The sequence below is a fragment of the Trichocoleus sp. Lan genome (assembly GCF_039961855.1).
GTDB lineage: Bacteria > Cyanobacteriota > Cyanobacteriia > Cyanobacteriales > FACHB-T130 > FACHB-T130.
The window spans coordinates 35,803-48,415 of the sequence record NZ_JAMPKA010000029.1 but is presented as its reverse complement, the minus strand read 5'-3'; the positions used below and the strand labels follow the sequence as shown (position 1 = coordinate 48,415).

Sequence of the window (12,613 nt, the reverse complement as noted above, 5' to 3'; positions counted from 1 at the left end):
TTTGTATTTAGCGGGGCGTAGGCTTGAGAGGAGCTAACAAATGGGATATGTAATTGCAACGGTAAACATGAAAGGCGGCGTCGGTAAGACGACTCTCAGTGTCAACTTGGCGACTTGTTTAGCCAAACATCATGGGAAACGGGTTCTAGTCGTCGATTTAGACACGCAAATCAGTGCTACGCTCAGCCTGATGTCCCCACAGGACTTCGGAAAGAGCCGGAAAGAGAAACGCACGTTGAGACAGCTGGTTTATAAAGCAGTTAAACCCGATCTTCCAACTAATCTTTCAATCCAAGATATTATTCAGCCTTACGTTTGCACAGTTAAAGGGCTGGATTTATTGCCGGGGGATATCGATCTCTACGATGAATTTTTAGTGTCTGAGATGCTCCATGAAAGAGCGCTAAGGGATGGAAATAGTAACTTCATTCAAGTTTGGAATGAGTTTGAAAAGCAATTAGTCAGAGGGATTTTACAGCCGATAATTAAAGATTACGACTTCATTATTCTGGACTGCGCTCCTGGCTACAATCTTTTGACTCGTAGTGGGATTGTCGCTAGTAATTTCTACTTGCTGCCAGCTAGACCAGAACCTTTATCCGTTGTAGGAATTCAACTGCTAGAAAGACGGATTAATAAGCTCAAAGAAAGTCATAATTTGGATGGCTTACTCAATCTCCGCCTGATGGGAATTGTCTTTATTATGTCAGGGAACATTCTGAGTGGAAGATATTACCAGCAAGTGATGCAGCGAGTTACTGAAGATTTTACCCCGGCTCAAATTTTCAAAACCCGCATTCCAATGGATGTAAATGTCTCTAAAGCAGTTGATAGTTTTACCCCGGTGAGTCTTAACAACCCCAATTCATCTGGCTCTAAAGCATTCCTTAAGTTAACGCAAGAGTTTTTACAGAAGTTACAAGTTTCTGGTGGTATCTACCAGGCTCCAGAAGCCAAGGTGAACTTAGCCAACCTCGATTGAAGATTCGTAATGAGCGGTTAACGGTGGATTGATTAACCTCCAATTTTTTTGGGTAGGGGCTTTTTCTGTGCCATGCCCCTACTTAATCCACGTTCCGAAGGTTCCTATCGCCCTAGGATTCTCTGCTACGGACTTGTATGGGTTTCGTGGATGCGACGCTCGTATCCTTGCATACCCGCGATTCCCACTTAACTTTGTTTCATAATCTGAATAGTAGCTCCCTCCAACAACATGAATTTTGGTTTCATTTACTGGTGCTTCTGGAGATGCCTGCTAAAGTAAAAATATGAAGCTAAAAAGCTTCCCTGACAGATTCTACAGCGCGGTTCACATACGACTTGAGAGGTAAAAACGCTGTTTCATTTAACATCTGTCTCATCCAACAACAGCAGCACTCATCCAGAAGGCTGATATTTCCTAAGCTAGTGACTAGGGAGCGATGCAACTAAACTTTGTAAGTTAGTGCAACTCCACGTCGAATTGCCCATAAGAGGAAATCACTTAGCGAGTCTGGTTGGAGTGCTATTGTTGTTTTAAAGATTTAAATTTAATGAATCCAGCATTTCCAAACAAGGAAGCAATTCAAAAGTAATGCGATCGCTTGCAACAAAATGTCTGTAGCAGGCAAATTATAAATTTTGCCTGCGTTTGTGTACTCAAGCGTCGTAAATTGTTTCGTCTTCCTTACGCCACGCCGGATCGACAATGCAGATAAACACCAACGGTTCAGTTCCGCAACTGTGAATAAATTGCTTGGCATTCGGCGGAATATAAACCATATCTCCAGGTTCTACCAACTGGGTTTCTTCATCAATGTGCATTTCACCAGCACCGCTAAGGATGTAGTAAACCTCGGAAGTTGTTAGCGAGTGCGGCGTCGAAGTTTGTCCCACCGGCAGAATCGCGTGAGCCAAGCTATAACGCAATTCTACCGGCTGTTTATCTGGATGCAATAACTCCCTCAACTGAGTGGCATCACCGGCAATAAATTCTTCGCAGTCATGGAGCTTTTGAATTAGCATTCTCGATTCAGAGAGTAAAAAAACACCCGCAGTAATCTTACCCAAAAATTACGGGTTTAAAGCCCCGTCCTTCTAGGGCGATTTTTCTTTGTTTATAGCAATAAGTTGCTATAAACAGGGTAGGATATCCCCATGATTGTATTAGAGTTCAAGTTAAAAGGTAGACATGAGCAGTATCGGGTCATTGACGACATGATCCGAACCGCGCAGTTTATCCGCAACAAAACACTCCGGTACTGGATGGACAATCAAGGAATTAAGCTCTCTGACCTCTACAAATAATGTGCTGTATTAGCCAAAGAGTTTGATTGGGCAGACAAGCTTAACTCAATGGCGCGTCAAGCCTCAGCTGAACGCGCCCTGATTGCAATTCAACGTTTCTTTGCTAATTGCAAAGCGAACTCGCCTTGGAAGAAAGGATTCCCGCAGTTCAAGAAGTGTACTCGCTCTGTAGAGTACAAGACTAGCGGGTGGAAGCTTTCTTCCGATAAGAGACACTTGACTTTCACGGATGGCTTTAAAGCTGGAACGTTTAAGTTAGTCGGCTCTCGCGACCTATATTTCTACGCTTCCGAAGAGATTAAGCGAGTGCGGGTAATCCGTCGCGCTGACGGCTACTACAGCCAGTTCTGCATCAATGTAGAACGAGTAGAAGAAATCGTTCCTACGGGCAAAGCGGTTGGGCTGGATGTGGGATTAGCCCATTTCTACACCGACAGCACAGGAGAAACTGTTCCAAACCCTCGCCATCTTCAAAAAAGCGAGAAAGCCCTGAAGCGCTTGCAACGAAGAGTTTCTAAGAAAAAGAAAGGATCAGCCAACCGCCGGAAAGCCATTAATCGGCTAGGAAGAAAACACCTAAAAGTCGGTAGACAGCGTAAAGACTTCGCCGTAAAAACGGCGTTGTGCGTGGTGAAATCTAGCGATTTCGTAGCCTACGAAGACTTGCAGGTGAAGAATATGGTGAAAAACCACAAGCTTGCCAAAAGCATTAGTGATGCAGCTTGGTCACAGTTCGCCCAATGGTTGCAGTATTTAGGGAAGGTGTACGGAAAAACAGTAGTTGCTGTTGCTCCTCAATATACATCCCAAGATTGTTCTAACTGCGGTGCGACAGTTAAGAAGTCGCTATCAGTCAGGACTCATGTATGTGGCTGTGGAACTGTATTAGACCGCGACCACAACGCCGCACTAAACATTTTGGCTAAAGCTTTAAGGCAAACAGGTATTGATTTAAATACGGCGGGGCACGCCGGAATTAACGCTTTCGGACAGACCAATCTCTACTCGCGGGTGGTGACATCAACGAGCAAATCGACTGGTTGAAGAAAGAATCTCGCGCGTTTACGCCGAGCAGTGTCAAATTGTGTCTTGAGAATGGAACGAAAAACCCGGAATTGGACGATAGTCAGAGCAGTTAATCGCTTCTTCAGTCTGGGCAATACTGGGTTGCACGGTACACTTGAGCCGGTAATCGCCGGTAAAATATCGGCAATTGGTACAGGGTACGCTGTGCATTTGCTTGGCTTTGGTAAAACTCGCGGAGATCGTACTAAATAAACTCCAGCCAATCAAAAGGAGCAACATCCACGCACACAAAAAGCATAGAGGTACTAAAACTGGCTGGATTGCATGGACCAGAACGTATAAAAGTTGAAACACAGGCTATTTTTTGAGGAGGAGTGAACAGAGCTACTTAAACAAAATTACTTCACTTCCTCAGAGTTCGCCTCATAATTAGGGCTTAGTTGTAAATTTTTGTAAAGCTTAGTTTGCCTTGTAGAAGTGGCACTACTTTGTGCCTAGATAATTTGTGCCTACATAAATTGATAGATAGACAGTTGCAGAGCAGAAAGTTAGAATACAACTTCCTACCCAGAAAGTAATTATCTTGATTAAGGGGTCTTACGCTCTTTTGTGGTGTAAGGGGTTGTGCATTTACTGCGACGGATCAGAAAGATCGCTGGCAACCGGAACGGCAAGCGAAACAAGGCTGGAAAGCAAAACGTTCTGCCGCCGGGAAAGGCGAAGGCGAAGCACTTCTACGCAGAATCTACGCAGAATTGAAAGACTGCTCTAGGTTTTTGCGCGATCGCTTCGCTTATATAGCTGCTGCCACGCTGTTACGGTATGCACCCATGCTTATCCCTTCATCTAGCAACGACAGCACCACCTTCCCCCTAGAACTCGCCCTCTGTAGGTCAAAGCTTGAGAGCGAGCCTTCCGCGCGCTATGTGGCTGGGGAAAACGCTCTGATATCCTATGGCCTTTCAACCAAGAAAAGCTATGACTTAGGCACTCAAGGCGCATCGCTCATGCCTTTGCGAGAGCGAGACGTGACAGCACTGGCAGTGCTATTTGAACGAGATGACAGTGAGGAAATTGAAGCAGATATTAACCACAACCTCATCTGGCTGTGGCCTGAACCTTGCTGGGATGACGAAGATCCCTTTGATTTTTTGGGCGATTATCTTCACAAATAGCGATTAGTTACGAGTGATTAGCCCTTAGCCATGAATATGTTGCCAAAGACTAATGACTCATGACCCATAACGGCTAAAAGGGGATGTCGTCGATATCTCCTTGAGGCGGTGGGGTGGAACGGCTGCCCGTTCGGGAGGGAACGCGACTGGGCGGTGTTTCCTCTGTTGGGAAGTCTCCAGACATTCCCCCATCGCTGTCATCAGCGGGTGCGGAAGTAGGACGACGAGAACCCATTGGAACGACATTGCTGGGAGGAGCCGATTCGGCTACCGAAGTGTCAAAATCTGTATCGATTGCCACTTTGTGAATCCGGGAAACCGTCAACTCGGCGCGTTTTTCTTTAAAACCTTCTTGTCGGTCAATGGTGTTCATTGTCAGGCGACCTTCAAGGATGACGCGATCGCCCTTCTTGAAACTTCCCTGAATTTCTTGCGCTAAATTGCCCCAGCCGACGACCTTCACCGTTGCCGGGGGGTCTTCCGCCCGCAGTCCAGGAAACTGTACCATCATCTCCGTAACCGCCGTTTGGGTATCCGGCGTGTAACGAAGTTGCGGTTCCCTGATAATCTCCGCCATTAAAATGCAGCTGTTCATAACTCCAAGATCCTCGCGCTGAACCGAGCGGCCTCATTCATAATAGAACAAATGTACCAAAGAAGACCCAAAAGTGGGTATGGTAACGGGTAATTGGTTATTCGCAATTCGTCATTCGTCATCAGCGAATAACCAAGGATGAAGGAGCGATCGCTCTTCACCGATTACCGATTACCTAACACCCTACACCAATTGCAATTTAACTTCCTCCACACCTTCCTCTTGGTCAACAAACGATTGAACCCGACCGCGATACTCCCGTAAGGTTTCATCAACCCAATCCCGGTCATTACTATTGGCGAAGATATGTACCAGCGGCTCACCCGCATCCGGCAACACTAGCACCCAGCTATCATCCTGGTAGTTGCAAATCTTCACTCCATCCACTAATTCCAGATGTTCGGCTGGGTGGGTTTCTACTAAATGGCGCATCAAGGCTCCTTTTGCCGTCCAGGGGCAGCGCACCGTGTAACTCTTGTGGTAAACCCGGGGGAGATCGGCGCGGATCGCCGCCAGATTTCGCTCTTGCATCGTTAGCATCTCCATCATCTTGGCAATGCAGAACATGGCATCAAACCCCGGATGCAGCTGTGGAAAAATAAAGCCCATTTCCCCACTGCCACCCAGTACTACATTCGGATTCGCTTGAGACGCTTCCATCAACGCCGTGGGATTTGCCTTCGTGCGAATCACCTTAGCATCGTGGCGACGAGCAATCTGTTCTACCGCACTGCTGCTATGCACCGGCACCACCACCGTTCCTCTGGGATGAGCGGTGAGAATCATGTTAACCATCAGCGCTGTCAACATTTCACCGCGAATCGGCGTACCCGATTCATCCACCAAAATTAACTGTTCTCCGTTTGCTGATACCTGGACGCCAAAATTTGCTTTTAGCGCTTCTACCACATGACCCAGCTGATTAAGCAACGCTTCTCGTTCTGCCGCAGCCAGTCCGGTCTGATTCAAGCTAGCATTCAGTACCACAGCATCGCAGCCAAATTTTGCCAACAGTTGCGGCAGGATGGCTCCTGAAACTGCATAAACGTAGTCAATGACTACCTTCGAGCCTGAATTACGAATTGCCCCCGTATTTAGATGGTTCTCAAACGCCGTGCTGTAAACATCTAGCACCTGGCTGGGGTAGGCGACATTTCCAGTTTCTTGAATCTGGACTCGCCGCAAGTCTTCCTTAAAATAAGCTCCCTCAATTTTTTTCTCTTGGGATTTCGAGATATTGATGCCCTTGCGATCGAAAAATTCGATCAAAATGTGGTCGGGTCGATCTGGATGCACCCGCACGTGGATACCTCCGGCAACCGAGTAAGTGGGAATGACGGTGCGGGAAATTGGGATTGCAGTTGCTTCCAGGTTTTGCACGTGAATACCCACCGACATCAAACCCGCAATCAAAGCGCGACTGACCATGCGGGAAATATTCCGCTGGTCGCGGGAGATGGTGATCTGGGAACCGGGCTTTAATGTGGAACCGTAAGCTGCACCTAGTTTGACAGCAAATTCTGGAGTGATATCGATATTTGCTAACCCACTCACACCGCGTTGCCCAAACAAATTGCGATGAGCCGTGTGACCCCAAATCAAGTTAATGTTTAATGTCGCGCCCGATTCAATTTGTTTGCTAGGCCAAACACGCACCTGGGGCGAAACTTGCGCTTCTTCCCCAACGGTAGAGAGCGAACCCACGACGGCTCCTTCCAAAACGTGCGATCGCCTATCGACTCTGGTACCACGACCAATTACGCAAGCCCGCAGATGCGCTTCCTCGCCAATAATCGCTCCATTCCAGACAATTGGACGCTTCAAGTTTGCGTCAGCTCCAATCGTCACATTGTCACCAATTGAGGTTCCTGGTTCGATATGCACTCGTGCCCCAATCCGGCAGTTATTCCCGATCAGTGCAGGCGCTTCAATTTTGGCTGAGGGGTCGATATGAGTGTTCTGACCTATCCACAGTCCGGGAGACACTTGCTCGTAAGCAAAGTCTAATTTAACTTTTTGATGTAAGCCATCATATTGAGACTCTCGGTAAGCATCTAAATGACCTACATCGCACCAATATCCTTGGGCAACGTAGCCGTACATCGGCTCGTCTTGTTCCAATAGCAATGGGAATAAGTCTTTCGAGAAGTCAGACTCCTGATTGCTGGGGAGGTATTGCAGGACTTCTGGTTCCAGAATGTAGGTGCCGGTGTTGACAGTATCGGAGAAAATTTCGCTAGAAGAAGGCTTTTCTAAAAACCGACGAATTCTCTGTTTTTCATCTGTAATTACCACGCCAAATTCAATCGGGTTGGGAACTTGGGTTAAAATCAGGGTTGCTTTTGACTTTTGTCTTTTGTGAAATTCAATTGCTTGGGTTAAATCAAAATCAGTAATGCTGTCGCCGCTAATGACTAAAAAGGTTTCATCTAGTAACTCAGCAATGTTCTTGACGCAACCAGCCGTACCTAAAGGCTGGTCTTCTTCAATCGCATAGGTGATCTGCACTCCAAAGTCGCTGCCGTCCTGGAAGTAGTCTCGCATGACATCAGGGAGATAGTGCAGAGTGGCAATAACCTCTGTAATCTGATGCCGCTTGAGCAGATTGATAATGTGTTCTGCAATCGGTCGATTCAGAATCGGCACCATCGGTTTGGGAAGATCGCACGTCAGCGGTCTCAGCCGCGTTCCCGAACCGCCAGCCATCAGCACTGCTCGCATAAGTCCTCCTGATTCTTTGTTATGGTACGGGCGTGACCTTGATGATTTAAGTTGACCTAAGTCTTGTCTTTTAGTCTCCTATACCCTTGAAATTTAAGGTATCCCTCATAAGATTAGAGTGCAGCCTTGACTCTGGGCAAATCCTTTGAGGCTTTCATTTTAAAGCAGATGTTAAATTTAGCGGCGACTCCCTAATTATCTCGTTGATTGCTGGTATCTGCTGGCTCCTCGATCTAGAAAATTGCTTTTGTTACATCTTGAGGGTGCAGCTACAACTCAACCTCGGATAGGTTAGAACTGAATCAATGCTACTTTGCCGTGTAGCCGGAATCAATTGCGTAGTCTAGCTTACACTTGAGAGATGAAGCAGAATGTTCCAATCTTCTGGAACTGCCCAAGGTGGATGTCTCAAACAGTGTTGGAAAGATTAACAGTTGCTGGTGGCGACAAAAATGCAGTCAGTTTTAATGGGTTAATGAGGATTGTTTGAATGGGTACGTTATTAGGCTTATTATTTCTAGGGGCTTATGGATACGGCGGATGGAGATTCTGGAAGGGGTTCCGCCGGACGAATTTCAGCCAAGGTCGGCTCGTTCTGGCTCTGTTATGGCCTGCTTTGATAATTGGCAATAAATCCTATCGTCAGAACTTTAGAAAAGCACTCAAGGGATAGAGGAAGGATAAAGGGTGAGGGATGAATCAGAAACGAATTCTTCATCCTTTGAGCAACGCCTGTGGCTAATTGGGGGCACTCAGGAGAGTGCTGAGTTAGCAAAAGCGATCGCTCGTTTCCATCTACCCTGCATTGTTACTGTCACCACAGAAGCCGCTAGAACGCTGTATCCATCAATACCCTCCTTGCAAGTTTGGGTGGGCTATCTGGATGCAGCGCAGTTGGATTGGTTTTTAAAAGAGCAGGGAATTGTGGCGATTTTGGATGCGTCTCATCCCTATGCGGCGGAGATTTCCAAGATAGCGATCGCAACTGCACAAAAGCAACAAATTCCCTATCTCCGCTACGAGCGTCCGGTTATTGATGCAAGCTTACAGAAGCAGCTGGTAATAGAGCTAGATAGTTTCGACACGCTTTTATCTGGAGACTACCTACAAGGGCAACGGGTGCTACTGACAATTGGTTATCGCAGCTTGTCCCGGTTCCGTCCTTGGCAAGAAAAGTCTACTTTATTTGCCCGAATTCTTCCTTCCGTAACAGCGCTGGAAGCAGCTTTACAATCAGGGTTTACACCCGATAAACTGATTGCGATTCGCCCCCCCATCTCTGCGGAATTGGAAATGGCGCTGTGGCGACAGTGGGACATTTCCCTTGTGGTTACGAAAGCATCAGGAACGGCTGGGGGAGAAGATATCAAGCGCAAAGTTGCCGCAGAGTTAGGCATTCCCTTAGTGGTTATTACTCGTCCAGAAGTTGCGTATCCTCAGCAAACCAGCGACTTGAAAACAGCGCTAGAGTTCTGCCAAGACATCTTTCGTCGAGTTTAGTCCGCCACAATCTTAGCGAGCGTGAATCAAGCGACAATTAAAGAATGCTAGAACTACACTGCCACACCACATACTCAGACGGCACCCTTACACCAAGCGAACTCGTTAACGCGGCGATGAGTGCCGGAGTCCGCGCCCTTGCCATTACCGATCACGATACGATGAATGGCTGGGATGAGGCGTTTGCTGCTGCCAAACTGCATAACCTGGAAATTGTCCCCGGATTGGAACTCAGCACCGTTCACAACCATTGTTCCTTACATATTTTGGGCTTTTACCCAGATGCACAGAAGCTGCGAGAACCTTTGGGCGATCGCCTAGAAGGACGGAAACGGCGATCGCAACAAATGGTCGCTAAATTGGCAGAATTAGGCTACCCAATTCAGTTACCTGAATTAGGTGAAGGCATGGCACCGGGGCGTCCTCATATTGCGACTGCCCTCGTGAAAGCCGGTTATTTTCAGTCATCGCGGGAAGCTTTCGATCGCCTGCTGGGGGATGATAAACCGGCTTATGTGCATTACGAGAAATTCTCGATTGTTGAAGGGATTGCCATGTTACGTTCTTGCGGTGCCGTGCCTGTGTGGGCGCATCCCTACCTGTTCCGAGGAGGTAATGTTGCGGAAGTGCTAAAAGAATTGGTTGCTGCTGGGTTAATGGGCGTTGAGGTTTATCATCCCAACCACAGTGCCAAAGAAATCCAAAATCTCAAAAAGTTGTGCGCTGAATATGGCTTACTGATGACAGGTGGCAGCGATTATCATGGCCCCAGTCCCGATCCTAAAACTCCAGATCGCAGTACGCTGAATATGCTTCAGGTACCGTTAGATTTGCTCGAACCCATTAAACAGGCGGCGGCAAGTTTACGTTAATTTCTAATCGCTAATGTCACCCGAAACAATTAGCGATTACCCATTCCTTATTACCAATTACCAATGGCAAGTGCCATCCTGCAAGACTTTCTCAACGACTTGCACCTCAAGTACAAGTCAATTCATGAAGGTGTATTGGCAAACTATATCCCGGAACTCGCCAAGGCAAACCCGGATTGGTTTGGGATATCCATTGTCACCGTGGATGGTCAAGTTTATGAAATCGGCGATTGCGAACAGTTGTTCACCCTTCAGTCGATATCCAAGGCATTTGTATACGGAATGGCACTGGAAGATCATGGGCGCGATTATGTTGTGAAGAGGGTGGGAGTGGAACCCACCGGCGATGCTTTTAACTCCATTATTAAGCTGGATGAATCCTCAAAGCGACCGTATAACCCAATGGTAAATGCGGGAGCGATCGCTACCACCAGTTTAATTAAAGGAGTGGGACCAACTGAGCGCTTAAACCGGATGCTGGATATGTTTCAGCGTTACGTTGGACACAACCTATTTATTGATATGTCCGTGTTCATGTCAGAGCGAACGACCGGGCATCGCAACCGAGCAATGGCGCATCTGATGCTCAATTTTGGCATGATCGACGCGAAAATTGACGAGGCACTGGATTTGTACTTTCAGCAGTGTTCTTTGATGGTGAATTGCCGCGATTTGGCAGTGATGGCAGCGACTCTCGCGAACAACGGCATGAACCCGATCACCCAGGAGCGTGCGGTTGATTCCCGTTATATCAGAGATATTTTGACAGTCATGTACACTTGCGGGATGTATGACTTTGCCGGAGAGTGGGCGTATAAAGTGGGTCTTCCCGCTAAAAGTGGAGTATCGGGCGGACTGATTGTGGTTGTGCCACAGCAAATGGGCATTGCAATTTTTTCACCCCCGCTAGACTCGCACGGCAGCAGCGTCAGGGGAATAAAGGTGTCTGAGGAACTATCAGAGAAGTTTGGGTTACATTTATTTGACTTGCAAACAGATAGATCCCGTTTGCTGGATACTTTGTGCAACAAGCAAGAAACTGAATCTGAATAGAACCGCCGCCATGAGCCTGGAGATAAATTCCACACCCAGAAGCAATATCAAGCTAAATTAAACTGACTGAGTGAGCGTTGAACCCGTTTTGACGGGTTACGAGCTTTCAGCCCAAACTTTAGTTTAGAGCCTTAGTTTAAGACTGAAATCAGTGCCATTCAACTGAACCTGAATAGCACCTATCTTTAGCCGAAATTCCGTAGCCTGAACCCTGGGAACGAAACCCAGCACCCGTTAGATTCCGCTGTCTTAGCTTAAAAGGGTAGCTTCTTGCGACGCATCAATCGCTTTAATTGCTTTGGTTTCCGAGGATTCTATACTCGAACCGTAGAGGTCTACAAATCTTTGAAAGAGCCACATTGTTTCATGATTTGAAACCCTATTTAAGCTGACCAACCGCTGTATATTTCTTTCAGCTAGTTTCTGTAGGTAAGGCAAATCTTCAAAGAGTGTCAAACAAGAGGCAAAATGCAAGATAAATTGCAATAAAGGTCTGGGCCACTCCAAATCGCTGTAAATGTCTACGAGGAACTTATGTTCGGTGTCGCTGAGCGGAATGGCATTGAAAATTACAACGATCCTTTTGCCATTGTAAACCGGAATGCTGAGTTCAACCGTATAGGGACTATGCAATGTTAAGTCCACTTCAACGATTGGTTGTCTCCAAATTCTTAAAGGATTAATTGGAGAATCTAAAACAGTTTGGAATTTCACCATTCCACCGATGGCTGTAGGCTGGAAATGACTCACATTAATAACCCTTAAGTTATTCAGGCTAAAGTTGTGAATACTTTCCAGATGTTTTAAATTTAATAAATGATAGATTTGGCATACGTAGGGGAAAGGTAGAATATATTCCTGCCCTATCATATGCTGATGCTGCTCTTGCAATTCAAGCATTCTAGCTTGAACTGTAGATAAATATCCTTCATTTTGGTAAGGATTTGCATCGGCTTGGTAGTTTTGGATTGTGCCTAAACTATCGCCCGTTAAGTTTTGATCGGGTCTTAAATACAGCCAACTTAGGAAGAAAAAAGAAGCTGTAAATAAGTGGATAACTTCTATTACTGATAAATAGCCATCAGCAAAGGAAGCAACCGTTCTATCGGTGAGTCCGAATAGCCAAGAGGGAATTCCAAATACCCAAATTCCATTCTTGAAGTTGGTGATAAATAGAGAAATCTCTAAGTATTGATTATTGTTTATGAGTTTAAAGTCAGTGTTTTGAAGAATATTGCTAGACATAATAATTCAAAAGATTGAGATTTTTCTATTGATTTATGCTTGGCTTTAGCACTCCTAATGGTGCTTGGAAGCTTGTATAGAAGCGATCGCGTTTGGGATCGTCTACTTCATCTAGTGCCAATGGCACTAGATACACCTCT

The 12,613-nt window shown here is 46.4% G+C and carries 11 protein-coding genes and 1 pseudogene; 8 read left to right on the top strand and 4 right to left on the bottom strand.

Annotated features, from left to right (window positions below; genetic code table 11):
* Positions 1–40 precede the first annotated feature (40 nt).
* Positions 41–982 (top strand): ParA family protein, encoded by a 942-nt coding sequence (locus NDA03_RS22175; RefSeq protein WP_190412090.1) that lies wholly within the window; start codon positions 41–43, stop codon positions 980–982.
* Between the two features lie 656 nt (positions 983–1,638).
* Here NDA03_RS22175 and NDA03_RS22170 read toward each other — a convergent pair.
* The gene (locus tag NDA03_RS22170; RefSeq protein ID WP_190440670.1) at positions 1,639–2,004 is read right to left on the bottom strand and encodes a cupin domain-containing protein; all 366 of its coding nucleotides are present in this window, start codon (positions 2,002–2,004) and stop codon (positions 1,639–1,641) included.
* 132 nt (positions 2,005–2,136) lie between these two features.
* On the opposite strand from NDA03_RS22170, the pseudogene NDA03_RS22165 reads away from it, so the two are divergent.
* The 3 genes and pseudogenes from NDA03_RS22165 (at position 2,137) to NDA03_RS22155 (ending at position 4,487) form a co-directional block, all read left to right on the top strand.
* Positions 2,137–3,330, top strand: a pseudogene (locus tag NDA03_RS22165) (transposase).
* 51 nt (positions 3,331–3,381) lie between these two features.
* Positions 3,382–3,564, top strand: coding sequence for a hypothetical protein (locus NDA03_RS22160; RefSeq protein WP_348239147.1), 183 nt, complete (start codon positions 3,382–3,384; stop codon positions 3,562–3,564).
* A gap of 503 nt (positions 3,565–4,067) precedes the next feature.
* The gene (locus NDA03_RS22155; RefSeq protein WP_190676045.1) at positions 4,068–4,487 is read left to right on the top strand and encodes a hypothetical protein; all 420 of its coding nucleotides are present in this window, start codon (positions 4,068–4,070) and stop codon (positions 4,485–4,487) included.
* 73 nt (positions 4,488–4,560) lie between these two features.
* Here the strand turns inward: NDA03_RS22155 and NDA03_RS22150 are convergent, their stop codons facing one another.
* Both NDA03_RS22150 and NDA03_RS22145 read right to left on the bottom strand, forming a co-directional pair.
* Positions 4,561–5,082, bottom strand: coding sequence for a single-stranded DNA-binding protein (locus tag NDA03_RS22150; RefSeq protein ID WP_348239146.1), 522 nt, complete (start codon positions 5,080–5,082; stop codon positions 4,561–4,563).
* Between the two features lie 183 nt (positions 5,083–5,265).
* On the bottom strand, positions 5,266–7,803 hold the full coding sequence (locus NDA03_RS22145; protein ID WP_190429426.1) for a mannose-1-phosphate guanyltransferase: 2,538 nt from the start codon (positions 7,801–7,803) through the stop codon (positions 5,266–5,268).
* A 490-nt stretch (positions 7,804–8,293) separates the two neighbouring features.
* On the opposite strand from NDA03_RS22145, the gene NDA03_RS22140 reads away from it, so the two are divergent.
* From NDA03_RS22140 to glsA, 4 genes are all read left to right on the top strand, one after another.
* Positions 8,294–8,476 (top strand): hypothetical protein, encoded by a 183-nt coding sequence (locus NDA03_RS22140; RefSeq protein ID WP_190682676.1) that lies wholly within the window; start codon positions 8,294–8,296, stop codon positions 8,474–8,476.
* A gap of 14 nt (positions 8,477–8,490) precedes the next feature.
* Positions 8,491–9,303 (top strand): cobalt-precorrin-6A reductase, encoded by an 813-nt coding sequence (locus tag NDA03_RS22135; RefSeq protein ID WP_348239145.1) that lies wholly within the window; start codon positions 8,491–8,493, stop codon positions 9,301–9,303.
* A 44-nt stretch (positions 9,304–9,347) separates the two neighbouring features.
* Entirely contained in the window at positions 9,348–10,175 is an 828-nt protein-coding gene (locus tag NDA03_RS22130; protein ID WP_348239144.1) for a PHP domain-containing protein, read from the top strand.
* Between the two features lie 63 nt (positions 10,176–10,238).
* The gene (gene glsA, locus NDA03_RS22125; protein ID WP_348239143.1) at positions 10,239–11,228 is read left to right on the top strand and encodes a glutaminase A; all 990 of its coding nucleotides are present in this window, start codon (positions 10,239–10,241) and stop codon (positions 11,226–11,228) included.
* Between the two features lie 249 nt (positions 11,229–11,477).
* Here the strand turns inward: glsA and NDA03_RS22120 are convergent, their stop codons facing one another.
* Entirely contained in the window at positions 11,478–12,473 is a 996-nt protein-coding gene (locus tag NDA03_RS22120; RefSeq protein WP_348233802.1) for a hypothetical protein, read from the bottom strand.
* Between the last annotated feature and the right edge of the window lie 140 nt (positions 12,474–12,613).